This is a genomic window from Lewinella sp. IMCC34191 (genome assembly GCF_003390935.1).
In the GTDB taxonomy this organism is placed as follows: domain Bacteria; phylum Bacteroidota; class Bacteroidia; order Chitinophagales; family Saprospiraceae; genus Neolewinella.
Map to the genome: position 1 here is coordinate 169,623 of NZ_QNQZ01000006.1, position 21,517 is coordinate 191,139.

16 protein-coding genes are annotated in these 21,517 nt (G+C 60.9%); 14 read left to right on the forward strand and 2 right to left on the reverse strand.

The genetic code is table 11. The features are described from left to right. Positions 1–14 precede the first annotated feature (14 nt). Positions 15–476 carry a (2Fe-2S)-binding protein gene (locus tag DRW39_RS13190; protein WP_116107521.1) on the reverse strand — a complete coding sequence of 154 codons (462 nt, stop codon included), beginning with the start codon at positions 474–476 and terminating at the stop codon, positions 15–17. 288 nt (positions 477–764) lie between these two features. On the opposite strand from DRW39_RS13190, the gene DRW39_RS13195 reads away from it, so the two are divergent. The 6 genes from DRW39_RS13195 to DRW39_RS13220 all read left to right on the forward strand — a co-directional run bounded on the left by DRW39_RS13195 (position 765) and on the right by DRW39_RS13220 (position 5,165). Beyond that, on the forward strand, positions 765–1,586 hold the full coding sequence (locus DRW39_RS13195; RefSeq protein WP_157976100.1) for a helix-turn-helix transcriptional regulator: 822 nt from the start codon (positions 765–767) through the stop codon (positions 1,584–1,586). 59 nt (positions 1,587–1,645) lie between these two features. Then, on the forward strand, positions 1,646–2,722 hold the full coding sequence (locus DRW39_RS13200) for a serine hydrolase domain-containing protein (protein WP_116107523.1): 1,077 nt from the start codon (positions 1,646–1,648) through the stop codon (positions 2,720–2,722). Between the two features lie 86 nt (positions 2,723–2,808). Next, positions 2,809–3,921, forward strand: coding sequence for a serine hydrolase domain-containing protein (locus DRW39_RS13205; RefSeq protein ID WP_116107524.1), 1,113 nt, complete (start codon positions 2,809–2,811; stop codon positions 3,919–3,921). A gap of 11 nt (positions 3,922–3,932) precedes the next feature. Beyond that, positions 3,933–4,268, forward strand: a complete 336-nt coding sequence (locus DRW39_RS13210) for a hypothetical protein (protein WP_116107525.1) — start codon at positions 3,933–3,935, stop codon at positions 4,266–4,268. Beyond that, the gene (locus DRW39_RS13215) at positions 4,258–4,833 is read left to right on the forward strand and encodes an RNA polymerase sigma factor (protein ID WP_157976101.1); all 576 of its coding nucleotides are present in this window, start codon (positions 4,258–4,260) and stop codon (positions 4,831–4,833) included. Before DRW39_RS13210 ends, DRW39_RS13215 begins: the two co-directional genes overlap by 11 nt. After that, complete coding sequence (locus DRW39_RS13220; protein WP_116107527.1) at positions 4,830–5,165, forward strand: hypothetical protein; 336 nt, start codon at positions 4,830–4,832, stop codon at positions 5,163–5,165. The genes DRW39_RS13215 and DRW39_RS13220 overlap by 4 nt, the downstream gene beginning before the upstream one ends. 14 nt (positions 5,166–5,179) lie before the next feature. On the opposite strand, the gene DRW39_RS13225 is transcribed toward DRW39_RS13220, so the two are convergent. Further along, positions 5,180–6,391 carry a hypothetical protein gene (locus DRW39_RS13225; RefSeq protein ID WP_157976102.1) on the reverse strand — a complete coding sequence of 404 codons (1,212 nt, stop codon included), beginning with the start codon at positions 6,389–6,391 and terminating at the stop codon, positions 5,180–5,182. Between the two features lie 199 nt (positions 6,392–6,590). Between DRW39_RS13225 and DRW39_RS13230 the strand changes: the two genes are divergently transcribed. The 8 genes from DRW39_RS13230 to DRW39_RS13265 all read left to right on the forward strand — a co-directional run bounded on the left by DRW39_RS13230 (position 6,591) and on the right by DRW39_RS13265 (position 21,200). Then, positions 6,591–9,230 carry a HEAT repeat domain-containing protein gene (locus DRW39_RS13230; protein WP_116107529.1) on the forward strand — a complete coding sequence of 880 codons (2,640 nt, stop codon included), beginning with the start codon at positions 6,591–6,593 and terminating at the stop codon, positions 9,228–9,230. Between the two features lie 356 nt (positions 9,231–9,586). Continuing rightward, positions 9,587–11,149, forward strand: a complete 1,563-nt coding sequence (locus DRW39_RS13235) for a glycoside hydrolase 43 family protein (RefSeq protein WP_116107530.1) — start codon at positions 9,587–9,589, stop codon at positions 11,147–11,149. Positions 11,150–11,159: 10 nt separating this feature from the next. Continuing rightward, on the forward strand, positions 11,160–12,272 hold the full coding sequence (locus DRW39_RS13240) for an esterase (RefSeq protein ID WP_116107531.1): 1,113 nt from the start codon (positions 11,160–11,162) through the stop codon (positions 12,270–12,272). 17 nt (positions 12,273–12,289) lie between these two features. Next, complete coding sequence (locus DRW39_RS13245) at positions 12,290–13,438, forward strand: alpha/beta hydrolase-fold protein (RefSeq protein WP_116107532.1); 1,149 nt, start codon at positions 12,290–12,292, stop codon at positions 13,436–13,438. Between the two features lie 32 nt (positions 13,439–13,470). Further along, positions 13,471–15,396 carry an alpha/beta hydrolase-fold protein gene (locus DRW39_RS13250; RefSeq protein ID WP_116107533.1) on the forward strand — a complete coding sequence of 642 codons (1,926 nt, stop codon included), beginning with the start codon at positions 13,471–13,473 and terminating at the stop codon, positions 15,394–15,396. A gap of 21 nt (positions 15,397–15,417) precedes the next feature. Then, a complete protein-coding gene (locus tag DRW39_RS13255) occupies positions 15,418–19,257 on the forward strand; it encodes a glycoside hydrolase family 97 catalytic domain-containing protein (RefSeq protein WP_116107534.1) in 3,840 nt (1,279 codons plus the stop codon). Positions 19,258–19,415: 158 nt separating this feature from the next. Next, the gene (locus DRW39_RS13260) at positions 19,416–19,907 is read left to right on the forward strand and encodes an HAD family hydrolase (protein WP_116107535.1); all 492 of its coding nucleotides are present in this window, start codon (positions 19,416–19,418) and stop codon (positions 19,905–19,907) included. 174 nt (positions 19,908–20,081) lie between these two features. Beyond that, a complete protein-coding gene (locus tag DRW39_RS13265; RefSeq protein WP_116107536.1) occupies positions 20,082–21,200 on the forward strand; it encodes a hypothetical protein in 1,119 nt (372 codons plus the stop codon). Positions 21,201–21,517 lie beyond the last annotated feature (317 nt).

The window sequence follows — 21,517 nt, forward strand, 5'->3', positions numbered from 1 at the left end:
GGCTTTTCGGCTGTTTAGATACTGGCCGCCCGCGCGACCGCTCGAATGATACGGGAGTGGGTGCCACAGCGACAGAGCACCCGCTCCAGCGCTTCCCGAATCTCCCCCTCGGAAGGCGCCGGATTCTCGTCCAGTAGCCCCTTCGCGCACACGACGGCCCCGTTCAGGCAGTAGCCGCACTGGGCGGCCTGCTCGTCCACGAAGGCTTGCTGCAGGGGGTGGAGGTCGTCGGGCGTGCCGAAGGATTCCAGGGTTTCGATCTCGTGCTGCTGCGCCTGGTCGACGGAAATCACACACGAAGGCCGTGCTTGGCCGTCCAGCAGCACCATGCAGGCCCCGCACTGCTGCAGTCCGCATCCGTACTTCGGTCCGTTGAGGGCCAGGTCGTTACGCAGGAAATAAAGCAGGGGCATCTCGGGCTCCAGATCGGCTTCGTGGGTTTCTCCGTTTACGCGCAGTCGGATGGGTTGGGGCATACTTGCACAACGGAAAGGGGCGGGTTGGGTTTTCCGGAGGATGCGGCGGCCGCCGATCGCACCTCAAATCGAATACCGTGGCGACGCAGCGCAGGTAAAATGAATGTGTCCGGAGGGAAGCTGTACGAACCACGTCCGATGCACTTTCTACCTGCGCTCCGCCGCCAAAAACCCGTTCCCGGAGAGCTCAAAAAGCTCAAGTGCTCTTCGAGCTTGCAACTCGCGGCAGCTTTTTCCGTATTTATTCGTGGCGGTCTTTGCTGGCTCGCTCTAAAATACCTGCCTCCCTTGAAGCTTCTTGCCACCGGCCAGTACTACGGAAACATGCAACGGGAATGGCGCCGGGGTGGGCTGGTGCTGTCGGAGTACGACTACCGGGCTACGGCCACCGACTGGCACTACCATGAAAACCCCTACTTCATGTACGTGCTGGACGGTGAATTGTACGATAACAGCCGGCGGGGGAAGGTGCGGTGCGCGGCCGGCAACCTAATGCTGTACAACTGGGATGAGGCGCACCGCAACCTCAAGCATTCCGCCGCGGCCCGTGGTTTCCACCTCGAAGTCCCGCGGGATTACTTCAGTGCGCGGGGGATACCCGCCTGGCTGCGCGAGGGCAGTATGCTGGTTGACCGGCCGGCCGCCTACCACCTACTGGGCCGGATCTACCACGAATTTCACGCACCGGATGCCTTCACGAGCCTGTCCGTCGATCTTTTGCTGCTTCAGCTTTTCGAATCCCTGGACAAGGTGCCGGCCGCCCCGAAGCAGGAACCGCCCTGGGTCGGGCGGCTGCGGGAGCTGTTGCGGGAGGAGGCCGACGACCTGAGCCTGGCCTCCCTGTCCGCTACGCTGGGCGTGCATCCCGTCTACCTCTCGCGGGCCGTACCGAAGTACCTAGGCACTACCTTGGGCGAATACATCCGACAGAGCCGGGTGCGGCAAGCTTTAAGCTTACTGCACGGTAGTGACCATACCCTGACCGACATAGCCTACCGCTGCGGTTTCGCCGACCAGAGCCACTTCGTCCGCGTCTTTAAACGCCACGTGGGGGTCACCCCCGGCCGTTACCGCGGGCAGGTCGGTCGCGGGGGAAAACGGGCAGGTTAATCTGGTACAATGGCCGGCAAGTGAGTGGCGCTACCTTGGGTCGCTAAGCAAATCGCCGCATGACCAAATACTTCGCCCCGATCGCGTGGGCTCTTCTGACGCTGCATCCGCTCAGCGGGCAGTTGGATTACACCCGCGTCAATAACCACCTGCCGCCGCTACTGGATTCCCTCGATTCCCGGGTACGGGCCGGCGACTACGAAGCGATCACCAGCATCCTGATCGCCCGGCACGGCGAAGTCCGCTACGAGAAGTACTACAACGGGGCCGACGTGAACGCCGGCCACAACACCCGCTCGGCCACCAAGACGATCGCGACGCTGCTCACCGGCCTGGCGATCCGGGAGGGCTACGTGCAATCGGAGCAAGACTACGTGAAAGACTATCTCGGGCTAAAGTGGCCGGTGAAAAACCCGGACGCACGCAAGGATTCCATAACCTTGGAAGACCTGTTGACCATGAGTTCCGTGCTGGAGTGCAACGATCAGAACCCCTACTCCCGCGGCAACGAGGAACGCATGTATCCCATCGAGGACTGGACGCAGTTCCTGCTCGACCTGCCGGTGCGCTCTTACCCCTGGGGCCCGCCGCCGGAGGAGCGACCCTACGGTCGGGCGTGGAGCTACTGTACGGCGGGCGCCGCCGCGATGGCCGCGGTGGTGGAATCGGCCGTGGGGCAACCGGCGCACGAGTTCGCCCAACAGTACCTCCTGGAGCCGCTCGGCATTACCGACTACCGGCACCACTTCAGTCCGCAGGGAACCCTCAACACCGCCGGCGGAAGCGAGTACCGCAGCCGTGACTTCCTCAAACTGATCCAGCTGTGCCTCCAGGGAGGAGTCTGGGAGGGCCAGCGGATCATCCCGGCGGACTGGCTGAAAAAAGCCACCACGCCGAAGGCGGAAGTAGAACCGGGCGTCGAATACGGCTACCTTTTCTGGCTGGAAAGCTTCGGCGCGACGGCAAAGTATCCGACCTTTTACATGTCCGGGAACGGCGGGCAGAAAATTGTAGCCGTCCCGGATCTTGATCTCGCCGTAGTGATCACGACTACGAACTACAACAAACGGAACGCGCATCCCTATACGGACGAGATCCTGAACCAGTACGTCATACCGGCAATGGCGGAAGAGTGACCGGCCTGCTTCGTACAGGTCGCTTTTTCGCCGTGTAACATTTTCCCCGAGCCCCCGGTCCAAGCATCGTAACCAAATGCCATACGATGACCGACCGACCTCCCGCCACCGCCCCTTTCGTCCTCGCTGTCCTACGCGTCGTAATCGTGTGGCTGGCGATCAGCCCCTGGCTATCCGCACAGGACGGTCCGGTCACGATGCCGGATGGCCGCCAGATTGTCGCCCGCACGCTCGATAGTCTCGTGAACCAGGCGGCCACGGCGGCGGGGGTGCCCGGTCTGTCACTGGCTATCGTGAATTCCTCGGGTACGATGTACCATCGTACCTACGGCGTAACCAACACGGAAGCGCGGTCACCGGTCACCGATTCGACCATTTTCGAGGCTGCATCCTTGAGTAAGCCGCTATTCGCGTATCTCGCGCTGAAGATGGAAGCGCAAGGGCTGTTCGACCTGGACCGCCCCCTCGCCGAATATCTTCCCCATCCGGGCGTAGTGGAATCGGATCGCGAAGCGAACGAAACCATCACGGCCCGGCAGGTTCTCGCCCACGCCACGGGCTTTCCGAACCACGCGAACGGCGATTCGATCCGGCTGGCGCACCCACCGGGCCGGGGATTCAGCTACAGCGGGGAGGCCTACCAGTACCTGGCGGCGGTGATCGCCTACTTATCGAATACCGACTGTAAAGGTGGGCTGGATAGCCTGTACCGGGAAATGGTGGGAGACGAGCTGGGAATGCCTCGAAGCGGATATGTCCGTACGCCGGATCTCGCCGCTCACCGTGCCACCGGTCACGACGAACGGGGAAAGCCCACCGATGAGGAGATCGGTACTTCCTTCCATGCCTACAGCAGCTTGCAAACGGAAGCCGCTGAGTACGGACACTTTCTAAGTGCCCTGCTCCGCAAGAAGGGATTGCCCGCCGAAAGCTTTCGGGACATGTTGGCCGAGCAAAATGCTTTGCCCGCCGACCACGAGCTCCGAAAGGAAATCGGGCAGACCGGCTGGGGACTGGGCATGGCACGCAAACCGTCGCCCTACGGTGCGATGCACATGCATACCGGTAATAATCACGACTTTCAGTCGTACCTGATGCTGCTGCCCGAGCGCGATTTCGGCATCGTTTTCTTTATGAATGCACCATTGGCTATCCCCTTCATCCGGCATTTGAGCGGGTCCGTGGGTCCGCTGTTTTAACTTCTCCGATCATGGAACAGATACTTTACCTGGAGGCCATCTTCGCCTTTATGTTCTTCTCGACGGTGGCCGCCGTGGTGATTACCGTGGCGACCTACGTCTACCGCATCAAAAAGATGAAGATCGAGTACGGCGTAGAGGAGGAACCGTCCCGCAACCGAAACCGCGTGATCCATTTCGTCGGACTACTCTTCGGACTAGGGATAGGCCTGCTGATCTCCGCCGGCTTTTCCGGCATGACCCTGACGGAGGATACCGCCGACCTGCTGACCTGGGGGACGCTGTTCATCTGTACCGGATGCGGACTGCTGCTCGCTCACCAATTCGCGGAGCGGGGTGTCGGATAAGCAGGCGGAACAAGATTCGTTGGACATCGCCCGTACGCTGCAAGGCGATATGCAGGCTTTCCGTTCGCTGGTGCAACGCTACCAGGATGCGGCGTTCACCGTCGCCCTGGGTATCATCAAGGATCGCGGCCTGGCCGAGGACATTCTCCAGGATGCCCTGGTTCGCGCGTATAGAGGCTTGCGACGATTTCGGGGAGATTCGGCCTTCGGCACCTGGTTGCACGTGATCGTAGTGCGGCAGTCGCTGAACGCGGTCGAACGGCGAAACCGGCGACGCGATAGCTCTGCGTATGCCGCTCCACCGCATACTGCCGGGGAAGGCTCCTCCGATCGGATGCAGCAATCCGACCGCAGCCACTTCCTGCAGCTGGCCCTCGGCCGGCTCAGCGACGACGAACAGTTGCTGTTGCGGTTATTTTACCTGAACGAACTAAGTTTGAAAGAGATCCAGCGGGCCACGGGCTTTACCCCCTCCAAGATTCGCACGGGCCTCCACCGCGGACGTAAAAACCTGAACGCCGAACTCGACCGGATACTGGGCGAAGAAAAAACCGACCTGCTATGAACGACCGCCAGCTCAAAGAGGCACTACGCGAAAGCATCGAACGGCCGACACCCGGCTTCGAGGACGAGCTCTTGCACCGACTGGAGGCGGAACGGGCTCGCGACCGGGAACAGTTGGGTTCGTCCGGAAAAATTCTCCTGCCCTTCGGTGTGCTGGCCGTAGCGAGCGTGATGCTGGCACAAAGGATCAGTCACACGGAGACTATTCAAACCCTCACGACGGTATACCCGATCATGGACGAGCTGCCCATGCTCGTCGTGGGACTGAACGGCCTGCTGCTGTATTTCATCCTGCGGTACGGACGGGAAGCGAAGCGGCTGCGGGAGCGCTGAGATTGTCGTCGGCGTCACCGCCCCGGTTCGAAGTAATTACCAAAGTACTCGGCCTGGTTAAAGGCTTCGATGACCTCCCGCTCCACCGGCGTGGCGGCAATCACCGGGTGGCGATCCCACCATTTGGGCCGGTACTTTTTCGCGGACGCGGCCCGTAGATCGTCGAAGTCGGATTGCGCGTCCGTATCCGCCTGCCCGTTTACCGCTCGGGGTGGGAAGTTGAGGTACACGGAATTCACCTCCACCGCGTGCGCTTCCACGCCACGATCGGAATAGGAAAAGCTCGTCCGGGTCTGCATGGACTGGATCAAACTGACCCGTTCCTCCGTCGAGCGGAACCGGATCGTAGCGGTCATCCGCGCCGGACTGAATGCCCCCCGTTCGGGTTGATCGAGTTCCAGTTGATCAAGGGAATAGTCGGCCTGTAGTATTTCCGCCGTACGCTTGTCGATGTACAGGCGGGCCGCGATTACGGTTCCGGCGTTTACTTCCGCAGTGGGCAGCGCGTCGACCAGAATGACCTCCCCACTTTCTTTGGCTATCCGCCCGGCGATACGAAAATCGTAAAGGGGAAAGGCGGCCGGATTGACGGGGGTGACAAACCTATCGGGGTCGTAGACATCGTGGTGTACTTTCCAGCCCCGGGTCCAGTAGGAATGGTTGCCGAAGCCTATGCGACGCGGCGCGGGATCGATGGCGTAGCGGCCCGTCGTAACCTTCCAGTCTCCCATCCCCCGATTAGAATAACGGGTACGCACGAAATACTCCAGCAACTCCGTGTACCCTTCATCCTGTCGGGTGGTCTGCCGGTAAAAGCCTTCCCCCCGAAAAGATTGGTCCTGCTGAGCCTGCAAACGGGCATAAGCGCGCTCGACGAGTTGGAGCGCCTCGGTACCGTCGACCACCACCTGCGGAAGCTCGTGCACCTCCGGCTGCATACGGAGGTTGCCGCGATCCTCACTCACGGATGCCTCCAGGGTGCGGTACATAATATGATCGACCCGGACCTCGGCTACCGGTGTAGGCGCGGAGAGTACGTACTCCCCTAGCTCATTGGATACCGTGCCGCCGAAGTCGCAGGAAGGGCAGTAAAACGTAGCGTAGGGAATCGGGCCGCCGGTGGATGCGTCCAGTAGCTTACCACTGATTTGGTACACCGTGTCGGTTGGCTGGGATTGAGCAAACAGCCAGAACGGGAATACCAATAGACACAGGAATCTGAGCAAGGCGTTTGATTTGGAATGGTCAGCGTTAATTACGCTTACTAAAGGTGGGGGCAATTTCCTGATATAGCTAGGCGGGTAACGTTAAAGGACTTTTAATCCCGGCGGGCCCGCCTTGTCCCCGCACACGGGCGGCCCATGACACTACCGGATACTATTCACCGGCGCCCCGACTAACTTGGCAGGCCAGGTTTATGATCCCATGCAAAAGACTTCTTTCTACTTACTGCTTATTCTTTTTCTAGCCGGTGTTGCCGCCTGCTCCGACGATGCGGAGCCGCGCGGGGCGGATTTGGAAGAGCTGGACGGTTTCTACGGGCAGGCCGACTCCTCCTCGGCCAATAATCCGGTCCTGGTGATGGACACCATCGCCGGCCCGGAGATCGTCCCCAGCCCCGCCTGCCTGGCCGTGCTGCCCAATGGCGAGGTATTCGTCGGGGTGGATATGATGGGCTCGCTGGGGAAGGATCCTGGCAAGGGGAGCATCGTGCGGCTGGTGGATGCCGATAACGACGGGACCTACGAATCCCATAATGTCTTCGCGGAGGTCGATAATCCCCGGGGTTTGATGCCGGTCGGCGACAAGATCTACGTCCTGCACACCCGCTTCGAGGAAGGCGCCGAAGTGGCCAGTACGATGGACCTGGTGGTCTTCGAGGATGCGGATGGCGACGGGGTAGCCGACGGGCCCGCCCAACCGCTGATCGAGAACATCAGTTCCCCCGCTCCGCTACAGGACCGCGGGACGGATCACGCCACGAACGGCATCCGGATGGGCATCGACGGCTGGATCTACATCGCCGTGGGTGACTTCGGCTTTCACGACGCCACCGACCGCGACGGCACGAAACTGACCATGCTCGGCGGCGGTATCGTCCGCGTACGACCGGACGGCACGGAAATGGAGGTGTACACCCACGGCACGCGCAACATTTACGACGTGGCGATCGACCCCTTCATGAACATCTATACCCGCGGCAACACCAACGACGGCGGGGGCTGGAACATCCGTTTCCTCAACCACATCCAGAGCGGCGAGTACGGCTACCCTACCCTCTTCAAGCACTTCACCGACGAGATCATTCCCGCGCTGGTGGACGTCGGCGGTGGCTCCGGCGTAGGCAGCTACTTCATGGACGACGACCGCTGGCCCGCCCGCTACAACCACGTGCCCATGATGGCCGATTGGGGGCGCAACCAGTTGTACATCCACCGGGTGGAACGCGACGGCCCCGGCTTCGTCCAGCAGGAGGAAGAATTTATCGCCCTGCCCCAAATCACCGATATCGACCTCGACGGCTCCGGCCGGATGTTCCTTTCGGCCTGGGACGGCGCCGGCTACCGGGGCAGCGATTCCAAGGGCTTCGTAGTGAAGGTGGTGCCCGAAGGATGGACTTATGAGCCCTTCCCCGATCTGGAAAGCGCCGGTACGGAGGAATTGGGGGAAATGTTACGAGCAAATAACTCGGTCACCCGATTCCATGCGCAGCAACAAATCCTGCGCTCGCCGCCAAAAGAAGGGGCGGCAGTAGCGTGGGCGGTGGCCAGTGACGGGAGTCTGCCGCTGGAATCCCGCGTAGCCGGGATGTATACCTATGCCCAGTTGACGTGCGGGGACGGTATCGATAACCTCCTCTCCCTGACGGAGGAAGACCGCATGCGGGAATTCGCACTGCGGGCACTGGCCGACCGCAAGACCTGTACAGCTAACGTACCCCTGGATCCCTTCCTGGCCGGTGTGGACGACCCCAACCCCCGGGTTCGCGCCGCGGCCATTGTCGGCCTGGGTCGTTTGGGCAATAAGGATGCCGCCGAGACCCTGCTCACGGTGGAGGTACCCGAGTCTACCGAGGCTCCCGGGCTCGACGAAGAGGGTCCGCACGCTACCCCGAACGCCGGCATCATCCTGCCGCACCTGGCCGTGCAGGCCCTGACCCGGTTGGATGCCGTAACGGCTACGGTCGGGGCCATCCAAACCAACCCCCGCCTGGCCCTCTGGACGCTTCGCTACATGCACGATACCGAGGCCGTGGAAGGACTCATCCATGCTTACGAATCGAGTGACGACCGGCAGGTGAAGGACGGCATCCTCACCACCCTGGCGCGCCTGTACCACCGCGAAGCCCCCTACGCCGGAGACTGGTGGTGGAGCACGCGGCCCGATACCCACGGTCCGTACTACAAGGCCGAGGACTGGGAAGGATCGGAGCGCATCAAGGATTTTTTGTTGGCGGAGGCCGCGTCCGGGGATCGCGGATCCTTCTTCGCGCGACTCAACGAACGAAACCGGCTGGATCTGCCCAACCTCGGAACCATCGACGAGGCTGAACTCGCCGAGGAAGCCGAGGTGGATCTGGACGCCATCACGAGCAAGGAGGGCGAGGTCGGGAAAGCATCCATCGAGGACGTCATCCTGGCCATGGCCGAACTGGAGGGCAATCCCGCCCGCGGCGAAGAGCTGTTCACCGAGCAGGGCTGCGTAGCCTGCCACGCCATCGACAAGGGCGAAGTACAGAAGGGCCCGTTCATGGGGCAGATCGGTTCCATCATGACCCGCGACCAGATCACCGAATCCATCCTCAAACCGAACGCCTCCATTTCCCAGGGCTTTTCGACCTACCTGGTCGAGACGGCCGACAACGCCTACGTGGGCTTCGTCACCGCGGAATCCGCCGACGACCTTACCCTGCGTGACATCGGCGGCAACGCGACCGAGCTGAAGAAGGCCGACATCACCAACCGCGAAGAGCTGGATCAGTCCATGATGCCGACCGGCTTGGTGAACGGACTCTCCATGGAAGAGCTGGCCTCCCTGGTCACCTTCCTCGAAAAGCAGAAATAGGATCGGGGGCTCCTCGCCCGCTACCCACGCACCCGACGGCGAATAGCCGGTCGCTTCCAAGGACAAAGCCGTTACACTCCTGTTTTTTCCTTCCAAACGGTAGATTTATCAAGCCGGACCGTCGAAAAACGGACGAAATGTGGCGCAGCGGCCGCGTACAGCTCTCTTTTTTCGGTATACTGTGAGGCAATTAAGAAAACGAACCAAGCGCCAATCCGTACATTTTAGTATTTTTGTCAAATTGACAATTAAAACCGCCCGCCCGGGCTTCCGTTGTTTTCCCGTTTTGATATGGGCGGCGGAGCGCAGGTATAAAGCCTGGTCGCAAGCCGGCCGCCGCGGAACCGAACACGATTATGCAACAACACTTTATCGGTCTTTTGGCCCCGCTGCTCCTGTCTGCCTGCCTCACGGCTCAGCCGGACCGAGCCACTAACCCGCTGATTTACGCCGACGTACCCGATATGTCGATGATCCGGGTAGGCGACACCTATTACATGAGCAGCACCACCATGCACATGAGTCCGGGGGTGCCGATCATGAAATCCGAGGACCTCAGCAACTGGGAACTGCTCGGTTACGCCTACGACACCCTGGTTAGCAACGACGCCATGAACCTGGAGAACGGCGCGAGTACCTACGGCCGCGGCTCCTGGGCCAGCAGCCTGGTGTACCACGACGGCACCTACTACGTGGCTACCTTTTCGGCCACGTCGGGGCTTACCCACGTGTATTCGACGGCCGACATCGAAAACGGGGCCTGGGAGGAAACCACCTTCGCGCCCGCCCACCACGACCTGACGATGTACTTCGACGACGACGGTCGCGCCTATATGATCTGGGGCCAGGGAACGCTGTATATGAAAGAAATGCTGCCGGACCTCAGCGGCCCGCTGCCCGGCGGCCTCGATACCGTGCTCCTCGAAAACGCCAGTGCCCCCGCCGGCGACAACATCATGCTCGGCGCCGAAGGCTCCCAGCTCTTCAAGCACGACGGTAAATACTACCTCTTCGACATCACCTGGCCGCGGGGCGGCATGCGGACCGTGGTCATCCACCGGGCGGACAAGATCACCGGGCCCTGGGAAGGGCGCGTAGCCCTGGAGGATCGCGGCATCGCGCAGGGCGGACTGATCGACACCCCCGAGGGCGACTGGTACGCCTACTTATTCCGCGATAACGGAGGAGTAGGCCGTATCCCCTACCTCACCCCGGTCACCTGGGAGGACGGCTGGCCCGTGCTCGGCGTGGACGGCAAGGTGCCCGATACCCTCGACCTGCCGGCCAATCCCACCCTGATTCCCGGCCTCGCCGCGTCCGACGAATTCAAACGCAAGAAAGGCGATCCGGACCTCGGGCTCGTCTGGCAGTGGAACCACAACCCCGACAACGCCAACTGGTCGGTCACCGATCGCAAGGGCTACCTGCGCATCCGGAACGGCCGTACGGACTCCAATTTCGTACAGACGCGCAACACGCTGACCCAACGTACCCTTGGCCCCACGAGCACCGGCTCCATCGCGGTAGACGTCTCTAAGCTAAACAACGGTGACGTGGCCGGGCTTGGCCTGCTGCAGAAGAATTACGGCTACGTAGCCGTGAAGCAGGACGGCGGCGCGCAACGCATCGTCATGGTGCAGGAGACCGAAGACGGAACGGAAGAAACGGAGGGCGTACCCTTCACCGGCAAAACGGTCTACTTCCGCGCCAGTTGCGACTTCCGCGAGCGCAAGGACGAGGCCCAGTTTTATTACAGCCTGGACGGCAACAACTGGATGGCCATCGGCGAACCGCTGAAGATGCCCTATACCCTGCCCCACTTTATGGGCTACCGCTTCGCCCTTTTCACCTTTGCAACGGAGGAGCCGGGGGGCTACGCCGACTTCGACTGGTTCCGCATCACCGACACCTACGAATAAGATCGCTGGTATGTTACGCAATCGATTCCTACGGCTCCGAAGCCTGATCGTTATAGTCTTGGTCGCAACGGTCACGACCCTATGCGCCCAGCCGCCCCGTGGACCGCAGGCGCGCTCGCCGCAGGTTCATTCCGACGGCCGGGTGACCTTCGAATACCTCGCCCCGGAGGCGGAAACCGTGCTGCTGGACGGCGGACAATTCGGCGCCCGCGACCTGCCGATGGAAATGGACACCAATGGCATCTGGCGGGTTACCTACGGTCCGATTACGCCGGACATCTACCCCTACGCCTTTAAGGTGGACGGGGTAACCGTCAGCGATCCGGCCAACGTGGACATCTTCGCGAACGAGCGCTTCAAGGCCAGCCTGGTCGATATACCGGGGTCCGTTCCGCTGGATCACGCCATCCGCGACGTGCCCCACGGCAACGTGCACTACGTTTACTATTCCTCCGACATCCTGGATACGATCCGCCGGATGCTGATCTATACCCCTCCGGGCTTCGAGGCGGGCGGGGACAGGCAGTATCCGGTGCTGTACCTGATCCACGGCGGGTCGGATACCGAGGAGACCTGGTACAAGGTGGGCCGGGCGAACTTCATCGCCGATAACCTAATCGCCGACGGGGAGGCCGTACCCATGCTCATCGTGATGCCGTACGGGAACGTGCGGCCGGCACCGATGGCGGACTTCACCCGCGACGTCGTCGAGGAGATCATTCCCTACGTGGAGGCGAACTACCCCGTCGTAGCGGACGCCGAGCACCGCGCCGTGGCGGGCTTCTCCGTCGGCGGAGGGCAAACCCTGAACATCGGCCTGACGAACACCGACAAATTCGCCTACGTCTGCTCCTACGCGCCGTGGACGAGGACCGAAGAATTCCAAAAGAACTTCGGCGACTGGGATCCGGACGCGGAGGCCATTAACGAGAACCTCGAGTTGTTTACCCTGAGCGTGGGTACCGACGATTTTCTCTACGAATCGGTTTTGCAGAACATCGCGGATTTTCGGGCGGAGGGCATCGAGCTTGAAGCCAACGTCACCGACGGCGGCCACACCTGGATGAACTGCAAAAAATACCTGGCGACCACCCTGCGGCAAATCTTCCGCCCGGCCCGCTAATCCTGAACTCGATCGCTATGCAATACACACTTTTATTCCTCTTTCTCTCCCTCGCGACCTTCCTATCGGGAGGTCTTGCCGCCCAAACGGAAGAAGCCGGCGTACCCGCCTCCACCAACATCCCCGGCCGCGAGTACCCCCGCATCCTGCCCGATAACCGGGTCGTCGTCCGTATTCACGCCCCCGAGGCCGAAAGCCTGCAGATCGACCTGATGCAGAAGTACGACATGCAACGGGACACCGGTGGCTACTGGACCGTCACCACCGAGCCCGTTGTGGAAGGCTTCCACTACTACTCCCTGGTCGCCGACGGCATCCCCCTAATGGACCCCAACAGCCAGACCTTTTACGGCATGGGGCGCATGGCCAGCGGCATCGACATTCCCGACGAGGACATGGCCTACTACCAGCCGCAGGACGTCCCCCACGGACAGATTCGTTCGGTGAATTACCATAGCGACATAACCCAGGCCTACCGCCGTGCCTTCGTGTATACGCCGCCGGGCTACGACCAAAACACCGACACCCGCTACCCCGTCCTTTACCTGCAGCACGGCGGCGGGGAGGACGAGACCGGTTGGCCCAATCAGGGCAAGACCGACTTCATCCTCGACAACCTGATCGCATCCGGGGAAGCCGAACCCATGATCGTGGTCATGGAACGCGGCTACGCCACCGATCCCGACCGGGAGGTCGACCCGAACGCCGGCTTCATGGGTGGCAACGTCTTCGGCGAGGTACTGGTGGAAGAAGTGATTCCGATGATCGACGAGACCTTCCGCACCATCTCCGACCGCGAGCACCGCGCCATGGCCGGCCTGTCGATGGGCGGTTTCCAGACCTTCCAGACCACCATGACCAACCTGGACAAATTTGCCTACGTGGGTGGCTTCAGCGGCGCGGCCTTCGTCCGGGGTGGCGACATCACCGAAATCTACGACGGCGTATGGGCCGACCCCGATGCCTTCAACGACAAAATGAAGGTCATGTACGTCAGCATCGGCACCGACGAGCCGGAGCGCATGTACCAGGGCGTAAATGCCTTCCACAAGATGCTGGAAGACGCCGGTATCGAGCACGTCTATTACGAGTCACCCCGCACCGGCCACGAGTGGCAGACCTGGCGGCGGTCGCTTAAGCAGTTCGCCGGCCTCATCTTCCAATAGCCCCCAATTCGCACGACCTAAATCGATCTTATATGCAGCGTATCCCCTTCCTTTTCTCGCTCCTTTTTTTACTCTCCGTCGCGACCATGGCCCAGGATACGGTCATGGAGGCACCCGAGGGCTTCGACGTACCTCAATCGGACATTCCCCACGGCGTGATCGATAGTTTCACCTATAAGTCGGAGTCCGTCGGCACCAAGCGGCAGGCGCTGATCTATACGCCGCCCGGCTACGATAAGAAAAAGGACTACCCGGTCTTGTACCTCCTGCACGGCATCGGCGGCGATAAAATGGAATGGTACAACGGCGGCCACCCGGAAGTGATCCTGGATAATCTCTACGCTAAGGGTGAAGTAGAACCGATGATCGTCATCATGCCGAACGGCCGCGCCATGGAAGACGACCGGGCGGTGGGCAACGTCTTCGCGCCGGACAAGGTGCAGGCCTTCGCCGACTTCGAAAAAGACCTGCTGGGCAGCCTCATTCCGTACGTGGAGAAGAAGTACCCGGTCATCGCCGACCGCGAACACCGCGCCATCGCCGGCCTGTCGATGGGCGGCGGACAGTCGCTGAACTTCGGCCTACAGAATCTCGACGTCTTCTCCTACGTCGGCGGCTTTTCCTCGGCCCCGAACACCAAGACGCCGGAAGAACTGGTCCCCGAACCGGCCAAGACCGACGAGCAGTTGAACCTGCTCTGGATTTCCTGCGGCGACGCCGACGGCCTGATCACCTTCAGCAAGCGGCTGCACGACTACCTCTACCGCAACGAGGTACCCCACGTGTACTACGTCGAGCCGGGCGGCCACGACTTCAAGGTGTGGAAGAACGGCCTGTACATGTTCTCCCGCTTCCTGTGGAAGCCGGTGGACAAGTCTACCCTGGATCAGTACAGCCTGCTCGGCACCCCCGCCGAAACGAACGTCCGCGGAGCGAACTACCCCCAGATCCTCCCCGACAACCGGGTGATGTTTCGCGTCGAGGCCCCCGAAGCGGAAACGGTGCAGGTGGATCTCGGCAAGAAGTACGCCATGGAAAAAGACGCGGAGGGTTTCTGGACGGTAACCACCGAGCCGATTACCCGCGGCTTCCACTACTATTCCCTCCTCATCGACGGGAAGGCGGTGGCCGACCCCGCCAGCGAAACCTTCTACGGCATGGGCCGGATGGCCAGCGGCATCGAGATTCCCTTCCCGGACGATGAATACTATGCCCTGAAGGATGTACCCCACGGTGAGGTCCGCATCAAAAAATACTGGTCGGGCGTACTCAATCAGTGGCGCGAGATGTACGTCTACACTCCCCCGGGTTACGATGACAGCAACGAGGAATACCCCGCCCTCTACCTGCTCCACGGCGGGGGCGAAGATCAGTCCGGCTGGGCCACCCAGGGCAAGACCGACCTGATCCTGGACAACCTGATCGCCGCAGGCGAAGCCGAGCCGATGGTGATCGTGATGATGGACGGCAACGTGACCGGCCCGGGCGGTCCAGGCGGCTTTGGGGGTCGCAGCCTCGAGACCTTCGCGAATGAACTCAAGAATGCCGTCATCCCCTTCGTGGAGGAAACCTACCGCGTTAAAGGCGACGCTGACAGCCGCGCGCTGGCGGGGCTCTCCATGGGTGGCCTGCAGACCTTGCACGCCGGTCTCCGGAACACCGGTATGTTCAGCGCCCTCGGTGTCTTCAGCTCCGGCTGGTGGGCCGACAATACAGAACTCTCCGGCCCGGAGTACACCTTTATGGAGGAACACGCCGACGCCATCAACGAGGACCTCGACGTGTTCTGGTTGTCGCAGGGCGGCCAGGAAGACATCGCCTGGAAGAACAACCAGGCCATGATGAAGAAATTCGACGACCTTGGCGTCGAATACGAATACAGCGAGTACGCCGGTGGCCACGCCTGGCCCGTATGGCGCCACGACCTCCACGGCTTCGCCCAGAAACTTTTTAAGTAGTCCTTTCCCAACTTCTCCTTCATGCACGGTCTGACCACACCCTTCCTCCGCAGTATTCTTTTCCTATTGCTTTGCTCGCCCCTGCTGCGGGCGGAAGTGCGCCTGCCCCGCCTCATCGGCGACGGTATGATCCTGCAGCGCGATACCGAAGTAGAGGTGTGGGGCTGGGCCGACGCCGGGGAATCCGTTACCGTCACCTTCGACGGTAAAAGCTACGTGGCCGACCCGGCAGCCGACGGGCGGTGGCGTACGACCCTGCCCGCCCACCCCGCCGGCGGTCCGTACACGATGACCGTGGCGGGGAGCAACACCATCGAGCTATCCGACATCCTCTTCGGCGACGTATGGCTGTGCTCGGGGCAGTCGAATATGGAATACAGCATGGGCATGGTCGCCTCCCGTTACGAGGACGAGATCGCTGCCAGTACCAATGACCGCATCCGGCAGTTCAACGTGCCGAAGGAGTATGACTTCGCTGGTCCCCGCGAGGATTTCGGCGGCGGAGAATGGACCAGCGCGGACCCCGAGAGCGTAGTGAACTTCACCGCGGTTGGCTACTTCTTCGCCCGCGAGATCAACGAACGCCACGACGTGCCGGTGGGGCTCATCAACGCCAGCCTGGGGGGCTCCCCCGCCGAGGCCTGGATGACGCCGGACGCACTGCGGGAATATCCCGGTCTCTACGACGATGCCCTCCGCTACCGCGACACGGCCTACGTAAGCCAGGTGCGCCGCAGCGACCGCGAGCGCATCGGCGGCTGGTACGCCGAACTGAAGCAGCAGGACGCCGGTTACACGGGCGCCACCCCCTGGAGCGATCCGGCGGCCGACGACGCCGACTGGTCCACCACCACCCTACCCGGTTTATGGAACGAAACCGAGGCGGGAGAGGCCAGCGGCTCCGTCTGGTACCGCCGCAACTTCGAGGTGCCGGCCGGGCTGACCGGCAAGGAAGTGCAACTCCCCTTCGGTAACCTCATCGACGCGGACTCGGTGTGGATCAACGGCACCTTCGTCGGCGGATTCGGTTCGCGCTACGTGCCGCGCAACTATACCGTCCCGGCCGGGGTACTGAAGGCGGGTGCGAATACCATCGCCGTGCGCGTCGTCAGCTCCGGCGGAAGCGGCGGTTTCATCCCCGAAAAGACCTACGCCCTTACCGACGGTACGACCACCGTGGACCTGACCGGCGAATGGAAATTCCGTCGCGGCGGAGAGATGGATCCCTTGCAGGGGCCCACCTTCATCCAGTGGAAGCCGACCGGGCTGTACCACGCCATGATCGCCCCGCTGCTCCCCTATGCACTGAAGGGGGTGCTGTGGTACCAGGGCGAATCGAACGTCGGTCGCGACCGGCAGTATGCGACTCTCTTCCCGAACCTGATCCAGAACTGGCGCGAGGAGCTCGACGCCCCCGACCTCCCCTTCCTGGCCGTGCAGCTACCGAACTTCGGATCAATCCAGGAGAAACCCGGCGAAAGCGGGTGGGCCAGGATGCGCGAAGCACAGGAGAAAATCCTCGCGATGGACAACACGGGCCTGGCTACGACCATCGACATCGGGGAATGGAACGACATCCATCCGCTTAATAAAATGGACGTCGGCAAGCGGCTGGCCCTGCTGGCCGAGCGGGACGTGTACGGGGATGCCGATGTGATCGCCGAGGGACCTACCTTCCGCGAGATGGAGGTGCGTGACGGGAAGGCTATCCTGCACTTCGACCACGTCGGCGGCGGATTAGCGTCGAGCGACGGGGAACCCCTGCGTCACTTCGCGGTGGCCGGAGCGGACGGAAGATTCGTCTGGGCCGAAGCCCGCATCCAGGGAGAAACGGTGGTGGTGAGTAGTCCGGAGGTAAGCACCCCCACTGCCGTCCGCTACGCCTGGGCCGACGCGCCAGAGGATATCAATTTCTTCAACGCGGCCGGCCTGCCGGCGCGTCCCTTTCGTACGGACATCCCTACGCAGGAGCAGGGAATGGGCGAAGTAAGTAGCCCCGACGGCCGGATTCGGATAATTTGCGATGTGGAAGCCGCAACCTACACCGTCGAAGTGGACGGCGTAACGGTGCTGAACGAAGGTAAACTGGGCGTGATGCGCGAGGATGGCGACTTTGCTTCTAACCTGCGCTCCGTCGCAACAAGCGAGCCGACGACCGTGCGCGAAGCGTACACGACCAAGAACGCGAAGAAGTACGACATCACCTTCGAAGCCACCGAGCGGACGTGGGAAACTGAGAATGCCGACGGACAGCGGATGCATATCGTATTCCGCGTATCCAACGGCGGGGTGGCTTTCCGTTACGTGTTCCCGGACACGACGGCGGAGGTGAAAAAGATCGTGAGCGAGGCGACCACCTTCCCCTTCCGGGAGGGAACGCGCGCCTGGCTGCAGCCGAAAACGGAAGCCCAGAGCGGCTTCGAGCATACGAATCCCTCCTACGAGGCGCACTATATGTCGGACATTCCGGTGGGCACGGCCGCCCCCGGCGATAACGGCTGGGTGTACCCGGCGCTCTTCCGCTACGGCGACACCTGGATGCTGCTGACCGAGGCCGACCTGGATACGACCTACTGCGGTACGGCGCTGCAGCAGTACAGTCCCGACGGCGAGTACAAGATCAACTTCCCCCAGGAAGCGGAAGTCTTTACCGACGGGGTGCCTACGCTCAACCCACAGAGTAGCCTGCCCTGGGAAACCCCCTGGCGGATCATGGCCATCGGCGACCTGCGCACCATCCAGGAAGGGACGCTGGGAACCGACCTGGCCGCGCCGACGGTGCTGGCGGATACGGCCTGGATCCATCCGGGCAAGGCCAGCTGGAGCTGGATCTTAAAAAAGGATGCGGGAACGGTGTATGACGTGCAGCGTGACTACATCGACTTTGCCGCGGACATGGCCTGGCAGTACTGCCTCATCGACGCGAGCTGGGACCAGACGATCGGCTACGACTCGGTACGCCTGCTGGCGAACTACGCCAAAACGAAGGACGTGGAACTGCTGCTGTGGTACAACAGTGCCGGTAGCTGGAACACGGTGCCCTTCACCCCGAAGGATAAACTGCTCACCCACGAGAGCCGGATGGAGGAATTCGGCAAGCTGCGGGATATGGGTATCCGGGGCGTGAAGATCGACTTCTTCGGCGGCGACGGGCAGTCCATGATCGCCTACTACCACGGCATCCTCGAGGACGCGGCGGCAAACGGCCTGCTCTGCAATTTCCACGGTGCCACCCTCCCCCGCGGACTCCAACGGACTTACCCGAACTACATGACGGCCGAGGCGGTCTTCGGCTATGAGATGATCACCTTCGGACAGAACGCGGCCGACCGGGCGCCCATGCACATGGTCCTGTCGGCCATGATCCGCAACGTCTATGACCCGATGGACTTCACTCCGGTCAACTTCGGCGGCATCCCCGGTCGCGTGGAGCGGACCACCACGGCGGCCTTCGAATTGGCTACGTCCGTAGCGATGCTGTCCGGCGTTCAGCACTACGCGGAGCAGCCGGAAGGCATGGCCAAGGTGCCGGATTACGTGCGGAATTTCCTGCGCGAACTGCCGGATTACTGGGAGGACGTGCGCTACATCGACGGAGACCCCAACAGCCACTACGTAGTCGCCCGTCGCCACGGTGACCGCTGGTACGTGGCCGGCCTGAACGGAGCGGAGAATGGTCAAGAACTGAACCTGGACCTGGACTTCCTCGGCGGTCGGACAGCTACACTCATCGCGGCCGGCGAAGAAGCATCTACGGAAGACCGGCCTACCTTCCGGCAGGAAAAGGTGACTATCCCGACCGGCGGAAAGTGGACGGTGGCCGTGGGCCCGCGGGACGGTTTCGTTTTGGTGATTGACTAACCGTCAGTCCCCATACGCCAGCTTCCCGCCGTTCTTATGCTTTGAAAGACATTTTGGCGGCGGAGCGCAGGTAGAGCACTTTGCCGGTGAAGGGGGCGTTCCACCCGTACCTCATTCACGCAATACTCTTCGCCGACCATCTTTCGCACCCGGAGGACATGATCGTTAGCTTTGATATCGACAATACGCTAATCCCTTACGGTGATGAATTTCCGGTGGAGGGGAGATCGCCGTGGACCCGGCTGCTGGGCGGGGAAGCGATCCGCCGGGGTACCGTGTCGCTTTTCCGGGCGCTAGAGGACCGTGGACATGAGGTTTGGCTGTACACAACCTCCTTTCGAAGCCGCTGGTACCTCCGCAGAAGTTTCCTGGCCTATGGGCTATGGCCGAAACGAGTCATCAATGGTGACCTCAACACTCAGGTGTTGCGGGCGCATCAGTGTACGGCATCTAAAAACCCCGCCCTGTTCGGCATCGACCTTCATGTCGACGATTCTGCGGGGGTCCGGCAGGAAGGCCTGCGGTACGGTTTCGAAACCTTCATCATTGAGCCCGGCGATCTGCAGTGGGCTTCGCGGGTTCTGGAATTGGTGGATCGCCCCGGGAAGCCTCGAACGATACCCGGTGATAATGGCCGAGCGGCGCGCTGAACGGGTTGGCAGAGCAAGTCGGGTATGTATTATGAAGATATCTGAGCTTGCACATTCTGTACCTCTCCTCCGGTCACGCGTACTTTGGTCCGGCCCCTATAAATGGCGTGTCTGGATCCGCACCATTAAATGAATTCCTGATCTCAATTTAAAAGCCTGCCAATTAACTGAGCCATGGAAAATATCCTAGTAGTGGAACTTCTGGACCTGGTGGCCCACGAGACCTTCCCGTTTGAACTTGATCAAGCGAAGTCCCTACCCGATCATACGTACTTTAGATTCGATTCCGGAGCGGAACCTATTGCCCAATATGGTTTGTCAACCGTACGTGCGCGTGTCCTACGAGGAGATGTTTACGGGGCTGAAGCGCTTGCATGTGTTGAGGGGTACACGGACCGGGTATATTTAGAAAAAGTTGTTCCCCGAGAAGATGGGACATTTGATCTGACGCTGGACAGCAAATTGATCTTTTCCCACGGCTATACCTCATCGATCACGGCACTACTGATCCCGGGAACCTACCTTATTAGTACAGATGCTTGCGGTGCACAGGTTCGGTGGCCAGATTTTCAACGCCGACTGTGGGAGCTACTCGTGGAGTACAGTACGCTGCCCGAAAAAGACTACTTCAAAGGGCTGCTGCGCCCGGGCTACCAGCTTATGTGTACCAAAAACGACAGCTCCCGGCCGGGATCCCGATCAATAAACATTCATTTCCGGCACGATAAGGGTATCGATGGGATGTTAGACCTTTCCGCATTCCATACGGGGTATCGCTACCTCCAGTTCTTCATTCCGGAGAATAACCATGAGTGGCCCCTGCGAGACAGTGTCCGTATTCACCAAACCGATCCGACCGATAGGTTCGTCGGCCACTACCATACCCTCACCCACGAGGTGGGAGAGTTGATGGCTACCCCTTCGGCAGTCCATAGCCTGATTGAGGTCAAAGCAGATCTAGTCGATACCGAAGTGTACGAAGGAGTGCGCGATCACTACGATGACTTGATCGCGCGTCATTCACCCAGACATAACAGTCACTCTTTCACCTTAACGATCGGCGGTTATCCTCGCGAGGTGCAGCAGTGCATTGGTTTTGACCTGGAGGGACTGACAAAACCCTACACGGAAATACGGTACGAAGATGCGCAGGCTTGGCGGTTTATCGGGCAAATCAGTGAAGCGCTGTTTTATCAATTTGCGGAATTACCGATAAAGCCCGACGGGGAGTTTTACTTCTTCTACCATCCCGAATCTCCCGACAAAATCTTGATCGCTTATCAGCACAGTTAGGTGCAATGGCGGCTGGTCCCACGGCCCCGAAACGAAAAGCGAAAATGGCCAGTATCCGGCACCTAGTGGATGGCCTGACACGACCAACGGTTGACCGGCGATGCCCCTTCACGGTCTACCAGGACGCGAGAAACGAAAGAAAGCCGACGCTTAATGATCAAGCCCGTACTACGAAGCGATGCTTGATCGTATGGAGTCAGGTCACGTACAGCATCAAATTGGGGACTTCCAGCCGGTTGACAGCACAGCCTTATCACTGCATTGATGTATGCGTAAGCCACCAGCTCGCACAAAAAATGGGGCCACGTCTTTCGACG

Bases quoted from the DNA above. Each gene is read 5' to 3' on its own strand.
- DRW39_RS13190 (WP_116107521.1), bottom strand. From the start codon at position 476: ATGCCCCAACCCATCCGACTGCGCGTAAACGGAGAAACCCACGAAGCC.
- DRW39_RS13200 (WP_116107523.1), top strand. From the start codon at position 1,646: ATGACCAAATACTTCGCCCCGATCGCGTGGGCTCTTCTGACGCTGCAT.
- DRW39_RS13205 (WP_116107524.1), top strand. From the start codon at position 2,809: ATGACCGACCGACCTCCCGCCACCGCCCCTTTCGTCCTCGCTGTCCTA.
- DRW39_RS13210 (WP_116107525.1), top strand. From the start codon at position 3,933: ATGGAACAGATACTTTACCTGGAGGCCATCTTCGCCTTTATGTTCTTC.
- DRW39_RS13220 (WP_116107527.1), top strand. From the start codon at position 4,830: ATGAACGACCGCCAGCTCAAAGAGGCACTACGCGAAAGCATCGAACGG.
- DRW39_RS13230 (WP_116107529.1), top strand. From the start codon at position 6,591: ATGCAAAAGACTTCTTTCTACTTACTGCTTATTCTTTTTCTAGCCGGT.
- DRW39_RS13235 (WP_116107530.1), top strand. From the start codon at position 9,587: ATGCAACAACACTTTATCGGTCTTTTGGCCCCGCTGCTCCTGTCTGCC.
- DRW39_RS13240 (WP_116107531.1), top strand. From the start codon at position 11,160: ATGTTACGCAATCGATTCCTACGGCTCCGAAGCCTGATCGTTATAGTC.
- DRW39_RS13245 (WP_116107532.1), top strand. From the start codon at position 12,290: ATGCAATACACACTTTTATTCCTCTTTCTCTCCCTCGCGACCTTCCTA.
- DRW39_RS13250 (WP_116107533.1), top strand. From the start codon at position 13,471: ATGCAGCGTATCCCCTTCCTTTTCTCGCTCCTTTTTTTACTCTCCGTC.
- DRW39_RS13255 (WP_116107534.1), top strand. From the start codon at position 15,418: ATGCACGGTCTGACCACACCCTTCCTCCGCAGTATTCTTTTCCTATTG.
- DRW39_RS13260 (WP_116107535.1), top strand. From the start codon at position 19,416: ATGATCGTTAGCTTTGATATCGACAATACGCTAATCCCTTACGGTGAT.
- DRW39_RS13265 (WP_116107536.1), top strand. From the start codon at position 20,082: ATGGAAAATATCCTAGTAGTGGAACTTCTGGACCTGGTGGCCCACGAG.